A 17,486-nucleotide genomic window follows, 5' to 3' on the forward strand; every position below is an offset into this window, starting at 1 on the left:
TAATGTTTGAATTGACTGTGCTGAATCTTTCGATTCAATGGTCACTTCGTTTCATTGAAACCTAATTTGATACCGCTTTCCGTTAAGAAAGAAACATCTAATTGGATTATCATCAACGAGTGCCCACACAGATTGATAGGTCTATATTTTTAAAGAGCTTGCTTATCGAGAAGTTTTTCTCTCAAAGCGGAGGTGCATTCTAACGAGATAATTGAGAGTGTCAAACACTTTTTTCAATTTATTTTCTCAGAAGCTTTTCACCTCTCCGACCCTGCTGAAGCCTTATCGCGTCTGCCGTGTCGGTGGATGCGCATTATAGGGAACTCAGATCCGTTCGCAACCCTTTTTTGAAAAAAAATGGAAAAAACTGACTGTTCGATGACTAATTCATCAAAAAAGCAAAAAAGAGGGTAAAAAACCCTCTTTTTCTGCCTTAAAAGCCGTATTTAAATGAAAGCGTACGCGTCTGCGAACATACGTTCGCTCTTCGCTTTCTTGTTCTGAGTGAACTGTTCACGTGCTGCACCTGCCATTTCAAAGCGGCCCGCAATATAGATATCGTAGTTTTCTAAGCTTTCGAAATCTTCGGCTACTGCTTGTAGCACGTTACCAACTTTACCTTGCCAGTCTGTAGGTGCTTCTTCTACTACTGGAACAAAGTGAACGTTAGCAAACTTATCGGCAATCTCGACCAGTTCTTCTTTAGCGTAAAGCTGGCAGTTGTCTCGTGCACCCCAGTATAAATAGATAGGGTTGGTTTTGTTCTGTGCAACACAGTGATCCAGAATCGAACGCACGTAACTAAAGCCAGTACCACCAGCAATCAATAATAGCGGGCGTTCGCTTTCTTCTTGAACCCAAGCATCACCATGTGGTGCATCAATCTCGATATGACCATCTGTTTCTAGGGCGGCTTGCATTGCTTCAACGACTTCTAGTGCATAAGCATTGTGTTCTGCCGCGCCGATGTGCAGTTCAAGCTCACCTTCATGACGACAAGGACTGCTCGCAATAGAGAAAGGACGTTTGTCTTTTTCACCCATCACGACCATTAGGTACTGACCGGCTTTAAAGGGCACTGGTGATTCTGGGTGAAGAAGGATTTGGTAAGTATTACAAGCTAACGGCTGAATAGACTTTACTTTACATTGGATGGTCATGGTGTTCCTCTCGCTTACTCGTCAAAAGTAAGCACTAAATTACTTTCTGTATAGGCTTGGCAAGGGAATATCCAACCTTGCTGTTGCTCTTTTTCGGTTAGCATCGGTTCGAGGTGATAGCTCACCTCGCCCGTTAGCTTTTTACACATGCACATGGCGCAAGCGCCAACTTGGCAACGGTGCGGGAAGCGAATATTGTTGTTGAGCGCAGCTTCCAACACCGTCTCCCCTTCTTTTACTTGGAACCTAACGTCCATTGGTAGAAGGTGGACTTGATGACTCATAGAATACCTAACTGGTCCCAAATCTCATCGACTTTAGCCACAAGTTTAGGATCTTTTTTGATAGGCGTGCCCCACTCGCGCGTGGCTTCAGATTCGAACTTGTTGGTCGCATCCAATCCTAATTTGGATGAACACTCAGTCTTACCACGCACTTGAATGGTGTCTCTATCTGGGTCCATTCGAGTTGTCACAGCCCAAATGATGTCATTCCAATCTCGTGCATTAACGTCATCGTCGCACAAAATGATGAATTTGTTATCCGTGTACTGAGCAAAGAAGCCCCATAGATATTCCATCAATTCTTGGGATTGACCAGCTTGGTCTTTCTTCATAGTTACGACAGCAAATTGGTTGTTTGCTGTAACTGGAAGATAGACGTCAACAATCTCAGGGCGTTGCTGTTTCAACTCATTCAGTTCTGCTTCGGTAATCGCTTTGCTGTCTCGCTCAGTGACCTCGGTTCGCGTCGCCAGCTCAGCATCCCATTTAATGGTCGCATCCAAGCCCATTTTGGAGCCAAGCCCAACCACTGGTGAAGCAAAGTCGAGCGAGTCGATTGGCGTGTTATCTATCATCAAGGTATCACGTACAGGGTCCATATGCTCTGACATGGCTTTAACGACATCATTCCAATCTCGCGCGTTTACCGATTCATCGCACACAATAACAAACTTGGTGTACATGAATTGACGTAAGAAAGACCACACACCCATCATTACGCGCTTGGCATGTCCTGGGTACTGCTTCTTCATGGTGACGACTGCCATTCGGTACGAACAACCTTCAGGCGGTAGATAGAAGTCTTCAATTTCTGGGAACTGCTTTTGCAGAATCGGCACAAAGACTTCGTTTAATGCCACACCCAATACAGCTGGCTCATCTGGCGGACGGCCTGTGTAGGTACTGTGGTAGATTGGGTCTTTACGCATGGTAATGTGCGTAATGGTAAACACGTGGTGCTTTTCTTTTTCATTATAGTAACCAGTGTGATCACCATATGGGCCTTCATCAGCAAACTCGTTTGGGTCGATAAAGCCCTCCATGACGATTTCCGCGCTTGCTGGCACTTCCAAATCATTGCTGACTGACTTAACGACTTCCGTTTTGCTGCCACGCAGCAAACCTGCAAACGCGTATTCCGATAGCGTATCTGGCACTGGCGTTACTGCGCCAAGAATGGTTGCTGGGTCTGCACCAAACGCGACCGAAACTGGGAAAGGTTTACCTGGATTGGTTTCCATCCAATCGCGCAGGTCAAGCGCACCACCACGGTGAGCTAACCAACGCATGATTATTTTGTTCTTGGCAATTTTCTGCTGACGATAAATGCCTAGGTTCTGACGTTTCTTGTTTGGACCTTTGGTCACGGTTAAGCCCCACGTAAGCAGTGGTGCAACGTCTTCCGCCCAGCAACTCATTACCGGGATTTTGTCCAAGTCGACTTCATCACCTTGCCACACTATCTCTTGGCACGATGCTTTTCTTAAGCGCTTGGCTGGCATGTTCAATACTTGCTTGAACACTGGCAATTTTTCCAATGCGTCTTTGAAGCCTTTTGGTGGCTCAGGTTCTTTCAAATAAGCCAGCAGCTTACCGACTTCTCTTAATTCTTTAACATCTTCACGTCCCATACCAATCGCGACACGCTCTGGTGTACCAAATAGGTTGGTCAAAACAGGTACGTCGTAGCCAATTGGGTTCTCAAACAACAGCGCAGGTCCACCAGCACGCAAGGTGCGGTCACTGATTTCTGTCATTTCGTAAGCGGGATCGACAGGGTGAGCAATGCGTTTAAGTCGACCTTTCTGTTCTAGGTGGTCGATAAATTCGCGTAAATCCTTAAAACTCATAGGCCTTCATGACTGGCTGATTAAACTGTCCGCAGTATAACAAATAGGAGGACGCTAAGATCCTCCTATTTTGTGTGGGTATGTGAGCCAGATTACTTTAATACTTGCTCTATCTGCCGAGTCTTCACTTGATGGTTGTTAGAGACTAACTCTTCCAACCAGGTTTGATGCCCTTGCTGCGCCAGCTCTCGAGCGACCATGGTAGCTTCTTCCGATAGTGCCATTTTGCTCACTAGAAACTGTTTCACTTGCGGAGATAAAGGGTTGGACTTTGTAAGTAGACTAATGGCTTCTGGTTTGAGTGACGGATTGACGGTGGAGTTCATCAATTGCTGAATTGAAAAAACGTCCCCAACCGTAGCTAAACGCTCGAGTTCGGACTGGCTGTTGTAATCCGCTCTCATCCGCCAGAGTAAGTTGTACACTTCCTCATCTTGACTTACTTGCGCTAATCTCACGATCACGGCTGTCGATGGTAGCCAACTGGTCACATTCGCTTTGGTTAACTGAGTGGTTAATGCGGCAAGCGCATGCGGTGATAAGCTGTCCAACTCTCGAATCAAAAGTGCTTCACGCGCCTGAACTTGTTGAGATTGCCCTGTAAGCCATTGCTTTAAGTCGAGCTCTTTCCGCTCAGCTTGTAGTACAAAGTCCAAGGTACTTTGGTCTTGCTTCCAACGCTTAATCAAGCGGCTCGCAATGGCAGGAAAGTTAAAGGCAGGCACACTAAACTCATACCCGTCCCCTCGCTCTAGAACCTGATAAGTAGGAGTCATACGGATCTGAGACTCAACAAACAGAGCCATTCTAGGCGTGAGAATAACATCTTGCTTCTCAAGCTTTTCCAATAACCGAAAACGCACGACCTCTTGTTGAGGTAAAGCTAGTCGATCAAGGGCAAATTTAAGCGAGTCGACTTCATCCCTGACAACGTAATCAAGCAGTTCAGAGACTTTAGCCTGTATTTGAGTATCCTGAAGCCACTGTTCTACTACAGACTCCTGCATTTCCTTGGCAGATAACGTCGCGGGTAGTGTGATAAGTGACAAGCTCAGGAGTAATGACGACAACATTCCTTGTTGCATGTTAACCTCCCGATAACATTTTCCTCATTCTGATGCTTCCATCGGGAGAAAGCAACAAAAAAGCCACCGTTAACGGTGGCTTTTTTAGAATAAGGACTCAGCTATTACTGACGACGCATCGCATCGAAGAACTCATCGTTGGTCTTCGTCATCGCTAGCTTATCAATGAGGAATTCCATCGCGTCGATTTCGCCCATTGGGTGAACGATCTTACGCAGAATCCACATTTTCTGTAGTTCATCAGTCTTCGTCAGTAGCTCTTCACGACGTGTACCTGAACGGTTGAAGTCAATCGCAGGGAATACACGCTTCTCAGCAATCTTACGGTTCAAGTGCAGTTCCATGTTACCTGTACCCTTGAACTCTTCGTAGATAACTTCATCCATCTTAGAACCAGTATCTACTAGTGCCGTTGCGATGATCGTTAGGCTACCGCCCTCTTCAACATTACGTGCTGCACCAAAGAAACGCTTAGGACGGTGTAGTGCGTTTGCATCCACACCACCTGTCAGTACTTTACCTGATGAAGGTACTACGGTGTTGTAAGCACGAGCGAGACGAGTGATAGAGTCAAGCAGGATAACCACGTCTTTCTTGTGTTCAACAAGACGTTTCGCTTTCTCGATTACCATTTCCGCTACTTGTACGTGACGAGATGCTGGCTCATCGAAAGTCGACGCGACTACTTCACCTTTAACTAGACGCTGCATCTCTGTTACTTCTTCTGGACGTTCGTCGATAAGAAGTACCATCAACTCACACTCTGGGTGGTTGTATGCGATGCTTTGAGCAATATTTTGCAGAAGCATTGTCTTACCCGCTTTTGGCGGAGCAACAATCAGACCACGTTGACCTTTACCGATAGGCGATGCCAAATCTAAAACACGTGCTGTGATGTCTTCTGTAGAACCGTTACCACGCTCCATTACCATGCGTTCATTTGCATGCAGAGGGGTAAGGTTTTCAAATAGGATCTTGTTACGAGCGTTGTCTGGTTTGTCGTCGTTAACGGTATTGACTTTTAGAAGGGCAAAGTAGCGTTCACCGTCTTTTGGTGGACGAATTTTACCAGCGATAGAGTCACCAGTACGTAGGTTAAAGCGACGAATCTGACTTGGTGATACGTAGATATCGTCCGGACCCGCAAGGTATGAACTATCTGCACTGCGTAGGAAACCAAAGCCGTCTTGCAGAATTTCCAGAACCCCATCGCCAAAGATGTCTTCGCCGCCTTTAGCGTGCGCTTTTAAAATCGCGAAGATGATGTCTTGTTTTCTTAAGCGAGCTAGGTTCTCTAATCCTAAGCTTTCGCCCAGTTTTACAAGGTCAGACACAGGTCTGTTCTTCAGTTCGGTAAGGTTCATGGTGGTGGATTCTTGTTTAGTCAAAATAAGATCTGTTTTCTAGTTAAGATGGATTTGGTCTCAGGATCGACCAAGAAGAGAAATTTGTTCAATTAACGCGCGATAAGTTAGCACTAATTAGTATTCTAGTCCAGAGTTAGAAAAACAAAACCGTGCGTTGTTACTTTGCACGGTTTTATCTGTAATCACTTGGTGATTATAAGTTTGCGTCCAAAAACTCTTTTAGTTGAGTTTTAGACAGAGCACCAACTTTCGTTGCCGCTACGTTGCCGTCTTTGAATAGCAGTAGCGTTGGAATGCCGCGAATACCAAACTTAGGTGGTGTACCTGCGTTATGGTCGATGTTTAGTTTACCGATAGTGAGTTTGCCTTCGTACTCGTCTGCGATTTCGTCCAGAATAGGAGCGATCATTTTACAAGGACCACACCATTCTGCCCAGAAATCCACTAGAACCGGGCCTGCAGCGTTGATTACATCGTTTTCAAAACCGTCATCAGTTAGCTGCAAAATCTTATCACTCATCTTCCACTCCAATGTGTTTTTCGAAACTGGTTGGATGATAACCAGTAATTAGATGCCCTATTGGAATGTATTTACTTTCGTATTGCAAGCTTTAGCTGATATTCTATAGCCATGAAAAAGACGCATATCACAGAGCAAAAGTTCGCCGATTTGGGCTTAAAGCCCCAAGTTATTGAAGGATTGGACAAAAAAGGGTTCGAATTTTGTACCCCTATCCAAGCCTTGGCGTTGCCGGTCCTGCTCACCGGCCAAGACATCGCAGGCCAGGCCCAAACGGGTACTGGTAAAACGCTCGCGTTTCTTACTGCTACATTCAACCACCTTCTGACGACACCGGAGCATGAAGGTCGTAAACCTACGCAGCCACGCGCAATCATTATGGCGCCAACACGTGAGCTTGCTATTCAGATTTACAATGATGCAGAAGCATTAACTGAGAGCACTGGTCTAAAAACCGCTTTGGCTTACGGTGGTGAAAGCTACGATAAGCAATTGAATAAGCTGCAAGATGGTGTCGATATTCTGATTGGTACGACAGGTCGTATCATCGATTTCTACAAACAGCGCGTATTCAACCTTAACAACATTCAAGCCGTTGTTCTGGATGAAGCCGACCGCATGTTCGATCTTGGCTTTATTAAAGACATTCGCTTCTTGTTCCGTCGTATGCCTGAGCCAAAAGAGCGTTTGAACATGCTGTTCTCAGCGACGCTTTCTTACCGCGTTCAAGAACTGGCATTTGAGCATATGAACACCCCTGAGCATGTTGTGGTAGAGCCAGAACAGAAAACTGGTCACCGTATTCAGGAAGAACTTTTCTACCCTTCTAACGAAGATAAAATGGCCCTCCTTCAAACTTTGATTGAAGAAGAATGGCCAGATCGCGCCATCATTTTTGCGAACACGAAACACAAGTGTGAATCGGTTTGGGGTCACTTGGCTGCCGATGGACACCGTGTCGGTCTTCTTACTGGTGATGTACCGCAGAAGAAACGTGAAAAGATTCTTGAGCAATTCACCAAAGGTGATGTCGACATTCTTGTTGCAACTGACGTTGCTGCCCGTGGTCTGCATATTCCTCAAGTGACGCACGTTTTCAACTACGACCTTCCTGACGACTGTGAAGATTACGTTCACCGTATTGGCCGTACAGGTCGTGCTGGTGCAAGCGGCCACTCGATCAGTTTTGCTTGTGAAGAGTACGCAATTAACCTGCCTGCAATCGAAGAATACATTGAGCACACTATCCCGGTTTCAGAATACGATTCGTCAGCGCTGATCCAAGATCTGCCAGCGCCAATTCGTATGCGTGCGCCACGCAACCAACAGCGTCGTACGAATACTGGCGGTACTCGTTCAGGTTCAGGTAACCGCAAGCCGCAAGGACGTCGTCCGCGCCAACCGCGTCAATCGGCACCAAAACAATCGTAAAAGGAAACTGAGTTCGTTTATGAGTCAAGCAGGATCATCGCCGCTATACGCCGCCATCGACCTCGGGTCGAACAGTTTTCACATGCTCGTTGTGCGTCATATCGATGGCAGCGTTCAAACAATGGCTAAAATTAAGCGCAAGGTTCGTCTAGCAGCGGGCCTAGATGAACATAATTCTCTTAGTATGGAAGCTATGCAGCGAGGATGGGACTGCTTAAGTCTATTTGCGGAACGCTTGCAGGATATTCCTAAACAGAACATTCGTATTGTAGGCACAGCCACTTTACGTACCGCCACGAATGTAGATGTGTTTCTGGAGAAAGCGAACCAGATTCTTGGTCAACCAATCGACGTTATCTCCGGTGAAGAAGAAGCGGCCACTATCTATAAAGGTGTCGCACACACTTCTGGAGGCAGCGGTCGCCGTCTTGTGGTCGATATTGGTGGCGCAAGTACAGAACTCATCATCGGTGAAGGTTTCGAAGCCAAAGCACTGACCAGTTTAAAAATGGGTTGTGTGACTTGGCTGGAAAACTTCTTTAAAGATCGCCAGTTGAATGCGCGTAACTTTGACGCAGCAATTGAAGGCGCGAAGCAGACAATCCAGCCAATTCTAGAGCGCTATACAGAAATCGGTTGGGATGTGTGCGTTGGCGCATCAGGCACCGTTCAGGCATTGCAAGAGATAATGCTAGCGCAAGGTATGGACGAAGTAATCACTCACTCCAAATTGAAACGCCTGCAGAAGCAAGCCATGTTAGCCGATCATTTAGAAGAGCTCGACATTGAAGGCTTAACGCTTGAACGTGCGTTAGTGTTCCCTAGCGGCCTATCTATTTTGATTGCCGTTTTTGAATTACTGGAAATCGACGCGATGACACTCGCGGGCGGCGCACTACGTGAAGGCTTAGTCTACGAGATGGTTGAAGAGCTACGTCAAGAAGACATCCGTGCTCGCACAATTGCCAGCGTACAAAATCGTTATCAGCTCGATCACCAATACGGTGAACAAGTTGCGACACTGGCAAGCAAACTGTTGGAGCAAGCCGGCGGCGATGAGTGGATTACGGAACCTCAAGGCAAGATATTGCTTGAAACCGCCGCAAAGCTGCATGAAATCGGCTTAACGATCGATTTCAAAAAAGGCGGTGAGCACAGTGCTTACCTACTCCAGAATTTGGATTTACCTGGCTACACTCGCGCGCAGAAGTTCTTTATTGGTGAGATTGCCCGTCGTTATCGAGAACAACTCACCTCACTGCCTGAGCAACACGCGTTATCAGGCTCAAGTGCCAAGCGCGTACTGCGGTTGTTGCGCTTAGCGGTGTTGTTAACTCACCGTCGCAACCAAAACTTAGAGCCAAACGTCGTATTAACGGCTGAAGGTGACAACCTAACATTAAACATTGATGCACAGTGGCTAGCGGCCAACCCGTTGACCGCCGCTGAGCTAGAAATCGAATCCAACCGTCAAACTGATATCGGTTGGCCATTAACGATTACCTCTGATTAATGGTTGTTATCCCATGACAAAGGCTCCTTCTGGAGCCTTTTTTAATACCCGTTATTATCCTATGTACAACTCATAGAGTTTTGAGACACCGATGATCTAAATGCTCATTTCGCTGTACATTTGCTTTAGAAACAACAAAGCCACTATCAAAAGCGGCTTTGTTGCTATTAACTGATGAAAACTATGCCGTCGTCGTAACTTTAAAGTTAGGGTTCACTGCCGTTAGCTTCTTAATTAAGTAATTCAGTAGTACGCCGTACATAGGCACAAACAGACCAAGACTAATCACTAACTTAAAGCCGTAGTCCACCAGCGCGATTTCCGTCCAATGTTCCGCCATAAATGGATCTGGACTTTGGTAGAACGCAATCGCGAAGAAGGCGATGGTATCCAGTGCATTACCAAAAAGCGTTGAACACGTTGGGGCCACCCACCACTGTTTCATTTGGCGTAGGCGGTTGAACACGTGCACATCCATAATCTGACCAAGTAGATACGCCATGAAGCTAGCAATCGCGATACGAGCAACGAATAAGTTAAATTCCCCTAAGTGACCAAAACCTTGGAACTGCCCCTCGAAGAACACCACCGATAAGAAGTAAGAGACAGCCAAAGCAGGCAACATTACTAAGAAAATGATCTTACGCGCCAACTGAGCCCCGAAAATACGTACGGTTAAATCCGTCGCAAGGAAAATAAATGGGAAGGTGAATGCACCCCAGGTGGTATGTAAGCCAAAGATAGTAAACGGTAGCTGAACTAGGTAATTGCTGGATGCAATAATGACTAGATGAAATAAAACCAGATAGATAAGGGCGTTGCGCTGCTGCGCAGGGGTAAAGTTACTCATGCGATACCTTTTTAGTTTGGTTTGGGGGCGAGGGAACCCAAATCGAGCGTTTTCTACAGAGAAAAGCACTCTTACCAACAATGTAAAAAATGACGATTAAACTAACTTAACTCATTCAGAGTAAAGCGGTGGGCGATTATACATTAACCAATTTTACTCACAAGCGGTGTTTTATACGCAAACGTTTCTTCGCGAACATCACGTCAAAACCAAGGGCTTTGATGCAAAAATAAGAAAGGGGGTTTCATGTGAAACACCCTTTAAAGAATAGATAACTTGAATTTAGAAGCCGCGTTGGAACAATCCGGCTAAATAGTCGAGCTCTTCCCTACTCTCTTCTATTGTTAGCGCTTCAAACCAAATCGCTTCGCTGTAGTGCTCCGCTTTCATAAATAAGCGGCAGCCTTCAAAATCGATCACCCAAGAGTGAATATCCGCATCCCACTGTTTTTCTACCACAGACGCAGATAATAATCCCACCAAACGCTCACCCAGTGCCGGAAAAGTATCGAGGTCGAAGCTTGGAGCGGTAATAATAAGACGCCCTTCTTCAACAATGTAATCAGCGAGACCAAATTCCTTGTGCATATGGGTTCCTTATCCGTGGTGAGTAATGTGTTCTTGGATCAGATCCAAGAATGGATCGGCGTATTTTTCTAGTTTACGTTGACCAACGCCACTAACCGCTAACATTTCGCCGTATGACGTTGGCAGCATTTCTGCCATATCAATCAAGGTCGCATCACTGAATACCACGTATGGTGGCAAACCGTCTTCATCGGCGATCGACTTACGTAGCTTACGTAGTTTGGCAAACAACTTCTTGTCGTAGTTTTTGCTGGTCAGTTTATCCGACTTCGCGGCACGTGCTGCGGTATCTAAACGTGGAACTGCAAGTTCTAAAGACACATCACCACGTAGTAAAGGGCGTGCTTCTTCTGTTAATTGCAATGTCGAGTTACGAGTGATGTTTTGAAATAGCAGCCCTTTATGAATTAACTGGCGGAAGATACTCACCCAGTAATCATGACTGTGATCACGACCAATGCCGTAAGTCGAAATCTTATCGTGGCCGTGTTCGCGCACACGAATGTTTTGCATCCCACGCAGCACCTCAACCACATACGTCATACCAAAACTTTGGTTGACGCGGTAAACACACGACAACGCTTTGCGCGCTTCTTCGGTCGCATCAAAGTGTTTTGGTGGGTCCAGGCAGATATCGCAGTTACCACACGGCTTTTCACGATACTCTCCAAAATAGTTGAGCAGTACCTGACGACGACAGGTTTGCGCTTCCGCAAAGGCACTCATCGCATTAAGTTTGTGGCTTTCTACCTGCTTCTGCGGTCCATCATCTTTTTCATCCAACATACGACGCAACCAACTGATGTCCGCTGGGTCATACAACATCATCGCTTCGGCAGGCAGGCCATCTCGCCCTGCTCGACCGGTTTCCTGATAATAGGACTCGATGTTACGTGGAATATCAAAATGCACAACAAAGCGCACGTTTGGCTTATTGATACCCATGCCGAATGCAACCGTCGCAACGACGATTTGAATGTCATCACGTTGAAAAGCTTCCTGAACGTAAGCTCGCTCTTCCGTATCCATCCCTGCATGATAACCAGCAGCGCGGATATGGTTGTTGCATAGCTTCTCGGTCACCATTTCAACTTTCTTACGACTGCCGCAATAAATAATGCCGCAGCTTCCCTTTTGGGTGGCTAGATAGCGAATGATTTGAGAAACCGGTTTGTGCTTTTCTACCAAGGTGTAACGAATGTTGGGACGATCAAAGCTTCCTAGATACACCTGAGGCTCATGTAAGCGTAAGCGTTCTAGAATATCACGACGCGTCGCATCATCGGCAGTGGCAGTGAGTGCCATAAAGGGCACATGCGAAAAGTGTTGCTTTAACTGACCTAACGCCGCGTATTCTGGGCGAAAATCATGTCCCCACTGAGAGATACAATGTGCTTCATCCACGGCGATCATAGATAAGGGTAAGTTTTCTAAACGCTCAATAAAGTCACGCATTAACACGCGCTCTGGCGAGACATACACTAGCTTAAGCTGACCAGAGTGCATGCGATTATACACACTCAGTAGCTCTTCTCGATTCATGGTCGAGTTCACACACTCCGCTGCTACACCATTGGCTTTCAGTTGATCAACTTGGTCTTTCATCAATGAAATCAGCGGTGAAATCACCAAGGTAATCCCTGAGCGCACTAACGCCGGAATTTGGTAACAGAGAGATTTACCGCCACCCGTCGGCATGATGACCAAGCTGTCTTTGCCTTCGATAGCGGCTTCAATAACTTCTTGCTGACCATCACGAAACGTCTGGTAACCGAATACTTCCTCCAACACACGTTGAGGCGTTACAGGCGTATCTGATTGTTCGGCTAGCAAGGTTGAGGTCATGAATAATCTCAGATTGAGTGATCGTAGAAATGCTTTTGCATGCCCAGGCACACAAAGTGAGGGCACATTGTAATGGGGTTTCGTGGTGAATAAAACCGCAAATTGCTAGGTGTTTCGCATCACGACTCGTATACTGATTTTCTGCTCTATAAACACACAATTAGGTGACACCTCATGACACCAGAAGACGAACAACAACGCGCTCGGCAAGGTATCTTGCTGGCGATTGGTGCCTATACCATGTGGGGCATTGCGCCGATGTATTTTAAATCCATCGCACAAGTATCCCCTTTGGAGATTCTGAGCCACCGGGTGATTTGGTCTTTCTTTTTGCTTGCCGCACTCCTTCACTTTGGCCGTCACTGGCGCTCGGTTTACTACATCGCGAAAGACAAAACGAAGATCGCTTACCTGATCGCAAGTTCTGTATTAATTGGCGGAAACTGGCTGATTTTCATCTGGGCGGTCAATTCCAATCATATGCTTGACGCGAGCTTAGGCTATTACATCAACCCATTAATCAATGTCTTGCTCGGCATGGTCTTTTTGGGAGAGCGACTTCGTAAGTTGCAATGGTTTGCTGTCGTATTAGCGGGCTGTGGTGTACTGGTCCAATTGATTGTATTCGGCTCCGTGCCCGTTGTTGCGATGGCGTTAGCAATGAGTTTCGGCTTCTATGGCCTCTTAAGGAAGAAAGTCAGTGTCGATGCAAAAACAGGATTGTTTATCGAAACATTACTCCTTCTGCCTGTCGCCGCCGTGTATCTGCTGTTTATTGCAGAAACCCCAACGTCGAATATGCTCAATAACCCGTTAGCATTAAATAGCTTGTTGATTGCAGCAGGGGTGATTACCACACTGCCCCTACTTTGTTTTACGGGTGCGGCAACAAGACTCAAATTATCAACGTTAGGCTTTTTCCAGTACATCGGCCCAAGCTTGATGTTCTTACTTGCTGTACTGATGTATGGCGAACCCTTTACCATGGATAAAGCGATTACCTTTGCCTTTATTTGGGGAGCGCTAGTCGTATTTAGCTTTGATGGACTACGCAACAACCGTCGCTCACGCCGAATCGTTCAGCCACAGTGATCGTTTTTTACAAGACAAATTAGAAATTGCCAGATAAGCTTGGTCATAATGTGACCAAGCTTTTTTGTATGTAATGGAACAGATTCAATACTACGCAACCGACCATGATCAGCTGAGCCTGATCGAGGCGAAATACCAGAAGTTTGCCTTCCAAAGGCACTATCATCTGGACTTTCACCTCGGTCTGATCACGCATGGCACGCAAAAGTTCCAATATCAAGGCTGTAGCCATCAAGTGGGTCATGGGCAAATCGTAATTATGCCGCCAGATGAACTGCACGACGGGCACTCTAAGCTCGAAAGTGGCTATGAAGTGAATGTATTTGCGATCGAGCCGCACCTACTCAGCGATCTTGCCGATCTTAGTCAAAATGGTCAAATAATCCGCTTTAATGAATTGATCATCTCCGATCCACAGATATTTTCACAACTTAGTAACTTGCATGCTCTTCTTCGCCGCGATAACCTCAGCCAACTCACCAAAGATTGCCTTCCTTTTGAAGGATTTAATCAACTTTTTGATCGCTACGGATCACTCGCGAGGCAAAAAGTGGTTCCGCTTGGAAAACAGTCTTTGCATACCTTAAAAGATTACTTAATGGCGAATCTCGACCAAACAGTTCGTTTAGATGCACTATCAGAGCTCTGTCAACTGAGCCCCACGCAATTTCAACGCCATTTCAAAGCGCAAACGGGGATGACTCCCTACGCTTGGTTTGCTCGCTTGCGATTAGAGCAAGGAATGAAACTACTCCAAGCAGGATGGTGTGGTACGGACGTCGCCTATCAAGTGGGTTTTTATGATCAGGCCCACTTTAGTAAAGCGTTTAAACAAACCTATGGCGTCTCGCCTTCACAAGTGGCACGCTAATATCTCATACGCTGTGGTATTCAGTACTGCTAGTTTTTTACAAGCACTACCGAATAAGAATCACGACAATAACTCATATCCACTATGTTTTGAGATGTGTTATGAATGAATCGACTATCCTTTTAACGCTTGCCAGTATCCACTTCATTGCCTTAATGAGCCCAGGTCCGGATTTTGCGCTTGTGGTACAAAATGCCACCCGTCATGGCCGTCAAACTGGCTTATACATTGCGCTTGGCTTATCAGTCGGTATTTTGCTGCATTCTTTATTCAGCCTAACGGGGGTGAGCTATTTAGTTCACCAGCATCCTCTGCTCTACTCCGTCTTACAATTGCTTGGGGGCAGCTATCTGTTGTATTTGGGTATCGGTGCACTGCGCGGCGTGATCGCGACGATCAAAAACCCACTTTCTGATCAGCCAAGCAAAAACAGTAACCTTGTGATCGGTAATAAACGTCAGGCGTTTACCAAGGGGTTCGCAACCAATATTCTCAACCCCAAAGCCTTAGTATTTTTTGTGAGTTTAATGTCGAGCCTTGTCCCAGTGGGCATGTCGGTGACAGGAAAAGGAATTGCTCTGGTGATTTTGTTTGGTTTGTCGCTACTCTGGTTTTCTAGCCTTGCATGGATGCTGTCAACGCAGCGCTTGCAAACAAGATTGCAGCAAGCCGGCATTTATATAGATGGTTTATGTGGTGTGGTATTTACCCTAGTTGGCAGCAGTATTTTAGTGCAAACCTTCCGCTCCTTTCTCGATAACTCTCTGATTTAAAAGCGTCGCACACTCGACATTTCTTTAATAGGAAACTCGACGACTATCTCCGTGGCTGCCAAGCTGAATGACCTTAGTTGGCAACATGGAGAGTCATCATGCAATGGACATTTAACCGACTCGTACTCTCGGGTCTTTTTCTTACTTCCCCTTTCACCTTCATTGGACAAGCCTTCGCTAACCAAGCTGCAGATTCGGTCGCACCAGAGCACAGCACTGGCATTGAGCAAAAGCAGCTGGTCAAAGCTAAAGATTATATGGTTACCGCTGCTAACCCACTGGCGACTCAAGCGGGTGCAGACGTACTTGAGCAAGGCGGGAATGCGATAGATGCCATGGTCGCGGTGCAATTGATGCTTGGCTTAGTTGAACCCCAGTCATCAGGTATTGGTGGCGGTGCGTTCTTAGTGTATTGGGATAGCGAAAAGCAAAAACTGACCACTTACGACGGGCGTGAAACCGCCCCCCTCGCCGTAACGCCAAAGCTATTTTTAGATGAGAACGGTCAGCCATTGCAATTCTACGATGCAGTGGTTGGTGGACGCTCTGTCGCAACACCAGGCACCGTGAAACTATTGTGGGATACCCACCAGAAATACGGCAAGCTGGAATGGAAAAAGATCATTCAACCTGTTATCTCGCTTGCGGAGCAAGGATTCAAAGTCAGTCCTCGCCTAGCAAGCTTGATAGAAAAAGACGCCGAGCGTTTATCACGCTTTCCAGTCACAAAAGCCTATTTCTTTAACTCGGATGGCTCGCCAAAAACCGAAGGTACGCTATTAAAAAACCCTGAATACGCACAAACACTGAGTGCTATTGCCAAGCAAGGTGCTCAAGCCTTCTACCACGGGGATATCGCCAGAGACATTATCAAGACGGTACAAAACGCGCCGGGTAACCCCGGCGTATTAGCCCAACTCGACTTTGATACCTACCAAATCAGACAACGTGAGCCGGTTTGTGCAGCATACCAAAGCTATGACATTTGCGGCATGGGACCACCAAGCTCTGGCGCGCTCACCATTGGTCAGATTTTGGCGATCACTGAACAGTACGATCTCAAAGGCTGGGGGGCTAACAGCATTAAATCTTGGCAAGTACTCGCCGATGCATCGCGTCTAGCGTTTGCTGACCGTGGTAAATACATGGCAGACCAAGATTACGTGCCGATGCCAACGCAAGGCTTGCTTGATAAAAGCTACCTCCAGCAGCGAGCAGAGCTGATCCAAGTCGGCAAAGCACTAAGCAAAGTTGAAGCAGGCAATCCTCCGTGGTCGCACGCAATGAATTTAAGCATGGACGAGTCCATTGAACTCCCTTCCACCAGCCATTTCAATATCGTCGATAAGCAAGGCAATGTGGTGTCAATGACGACCACCATTGAGAATGCGTTTGGCTCGCGCTTAATGGTGCGTGGCTTCTTGCTCAATAATGAACTGACCGATTTTTCTTTCCGTACTCATAATGACGGAATTCCAATCGCCAACCGTATAGAGCCAGGCAAACGTCCACGATCTTCAATGGCCCCAACCATTATGATGAAAGATAACAAACCTTACATGGCGATAGGTTCTCCGGGTGGCAGTCGAATCATCGGTTACGTGGCGCAAACCATCATTGCCCACACGCAATGGGATATGAATATCCAACAAGCAATCAATCAACCACGATTACTTGACCGTTTTGGCACCTTAGATATTGAGCAAGGTACCGCGGCAGAAGGCTTACAGCCAGAGCTAGAGAAGATGGGCTTTAAAACCAATGTTCGTGATTTGAATTCTGGACTGCATGCGATACGCATCACAAAAGATGGACTAGAAGGTGCCGCAGATCCTCGTCGAGAAGGAGCAGCAATCGGCAAATAGGCCTGTTTTGCTCGACTCCTTGTGCGAGATCTCTCACAAGGAGTGGAGCAAACCTCTCTTTTTTAATGGTAAAACAGCCCAAAAATAACCATAAGACATTGAATAATATAAACATGTTTATTTTTCAAACGCTTTTGATTGAGAAAAATGTGGGCTTCGACCATTGTTGAGAATCGTGAAGAGCGTAATATGAACCTTGTCGGAAGGATGCTGACACGGAACAGGAAACACCACGGATTTGGTGAACTTCAGGAAGAAGAAACGGGTATTCAGGATGAATAGTCGGGCATGGATTGCAAAACTGGACATTGAACGGAATCAATAGCAACTAGGATGGTTGCTACTAAGGACGGGAAATGGACACCTCTGGACGAGGAAAGGACTGAACATCA

The 17,486-nt window shown here is 46.4% G+C and carries 15 protein-coding genes; 6 read left to right on the top strand and 9 right to left on the bottom strand.

Annotated elements, in window-relative coordinates:
- Positions 1–446: 446 nt before the first annotated feature.
- From fre to trxA, 6 genes are all read right to left on the bottom strand, one after another.
- A complete protein-coding gene (gene fre / locus NDJ01_RS16680) occupies positions 447–1,160 on the bottom strand; it encodes an NAD(P)H-flavin reductase (protein ID WP_009705210.1) in 714 nt (237 codons plus the stop codon).
- A gap of 14 nt (positions 1,161–1,174) precedes the next feature.
- The gene (locus tag NDJ01_RS16685) at positions 1,175–1,444 is read right to left on the bottom strand and encodes a 2Fe-2S iron-sulfur cluster-binding protein (protein ID WP_012126600.1); all 270 of its coding nucleotides are present in this window, start codon (positions 1,442–1,444) and stop codon (positions 1,175–1,177) included.
- A complete protein-coding gene (gene ubiD, locus NDJ01_RS16690; RefSeq protein WP_258587019.1) occupies positions 1,441–3,294 on the bottom strand; it encodes a 4-hydroxy-3-polyprenylbenzoate decarboxylase in 1,854 nt (617 codons plus the stop codon). Before ubiD ends, NDJ01_RS16685 begins: the two co-directional genes overlap by 4 nt.
- Before the next feature lie 92 nt (positions 3,295–3,386).
- A complete protein-coding gene (locus tag NDJ01_RS16695) occupies positions 3,387–4,379 on the bottom strand; it encodes a hypothetical protein (RefSeq protein WP_012841282.1) in 993 nt (330 codons plus the stop codon).
- A gap of 104 nt (positions 4,380–4,483) precedes the next feature.
- On the bottom strand, positions 4,484–5,743 hold the full coding sequence (gene rho, locus NDJ01_RS16700) for a transcription termination factor Rho (protein ID WP_005378757.1): 1,260 nt from the start codon (positions 5,741–5,743) through the stop codon (positions 4,484–4,486).
- A 196-nt stretch (positions 5,744–5,939) separates the two neighbouring features.
- Positions 5,940–6,266: a thioredoxin TrxA gene (gene trxA, locus NDJ01_RS16705; RefSeq protein WP_004745500.1), complete on the bottom strand. Its 327-nt coding sequence runs from the start codon at positions 6,264–6,266 to the stop codon at positions 5,940–5,942.
- 111 nt (positions 6,267–6,377) lie between these two features.
- Here trxA and rhlB point away from each other — a divergent pair, with 111 nt between their 5' ends.
- Together rhlB and gppA are read left to right on the top strand one after the other, a co-directional pair.
- Positions 6,378–7,697, top strand: coding sequence for an ATP-dependent RNA helicase RhlB (gene rhlB, locus NDJ01_RS16710; RefSeq protein WP_005397003.1), 1,320 nt, complete (start codon positions 6,378–6,380; stop codon positions 7,695–7,697).
- A gap of 19 nt (positions 7,698–7,716) precedes the next feature.
- Positions 7,717–9,210, top strand: coding sequence for a guanosine-5'-triphosphate,3'-diphosphate diphosphatase (gppA, locus tag NDJ01_RS16715; protein WP_046874560.1), 1,494 nt, complete (start codon positions 7,717–7,719; stop codon positions 9,208–9,210).
- A 181-nt stretch (positions 9,211–9,391) separates the two neighbouring features.
- On the opposite strand, the gene NDJ01_RS16720 is transcribed toward gppA, so the two are convergent.
- From NDJ01_RS16720 to recQ, 3 genes are all read right to left on the bottom strand, one after another.
- Positions 9,392–10,060 carry a 7-cyano-7-deazaguanine/7-aminomethyl-7-deazaguanine transporter gene (locus tag NDJ01_RS16720; protein WP_005397008.1) on the bottom strand — a complete coding sequence of 223 codons (669 nt, stop codon included), beginning with the start codon at positions 10,058–10,060 and terminating at the stop codon, positions 9,392–9,394.
- A gap of 282 nt (positions 10,061–10,342) precedes the next feature.
- Entirely contained in the window at positions 10,343–10,648 is a 306-nt protein-coding gene (locus NDJ01_RS16725) for a DUF3630 family protein (protein WP_258587020.1), read from the bottom strand.
- Positions 10,649–10,657: 9 nt separating this feature from the next.
- Positions 10,658–12,493, bottom strand: coding sequence for an ATP-dependent DNA helicase RecQ (recQ, locus tag NDJ01_RS16730; protein ID WP_005397012.1), 1,836 nt, complete (start codon positions 12,491–12,493; stop codon positions 10,658–10,660).
- A gap of 174 nt (positions 12,494–12,667) precedes the next feature.
- Here recQ and rarD point away from each other — a divergent pair, with 174 nt between their 5' ends.
- The 4 genes from rarD (at position 12,668) to ggt (ending at position 17,094) form a co-directional block, all read left to right on the top strand.
- Positions 12,668–13,585 carry an EamA family transporter RarD gene (gene rarD, locus NDJ01_RS16735; protein ID WP_258587021.1) on the top strand — a complete coding sequence of 306 codons (918 nt, stop codon included), beginning with the start codon at positions 12,668–12,670 and terminating at the stop codon, positions 13,583–13,585.
- A 73-nt stretch (positions 13,586–13,658) separates the two neighbouring features.
- Positions 13,659–14,456, top strand: coding sequence for an AraC family transcriptional regulator (locus NDJ01_RS16740; protein ID WP_031780599.1), 798 nt, complete (start codon positions 13,659–13,661; stop codon positions 14,454–14,456).
- 101 nt (positions 14,457–14,557) lie between these two features.
- Positions 14,558–15,229: a LysE family translocator gene (locus NDJ01_RS16745; protein WP_046874563.1), complete on the top strand. Its 672-nt coding sequence runs from the start codon at positions 14,558–14,560 to the stop codon at positions 15,227–15,229.
- Between the two features lie 98 nt (positions 15,230–15,327).
- The gene (gene ggt / locus NDJ01_RS16750; protein WP_258587022.1) at positions 15,328–17,094 is read left to right on the top strand and encodes a gamma-glutamyltransferase; all 1,767 of its coding nucleotides are present in this window, start codon (positions 15,328–15,330) and stop codon (positions 17,092–17,094) included.
- Positions 17,095–17,486 lie beyond the last annotated feature (392 nt).

The sequence above is a fragment of the Vibrio sp. HS-50-1 genome (assembly GCF_024747315.1).
Taxonomy (GTDB): domain Bacteria; phylum Pseudomonadota; class Gammaproteobacteria; order Enterobacterales; family Vibrionaceae; genus Vibrio; species Vibrio diabolicus.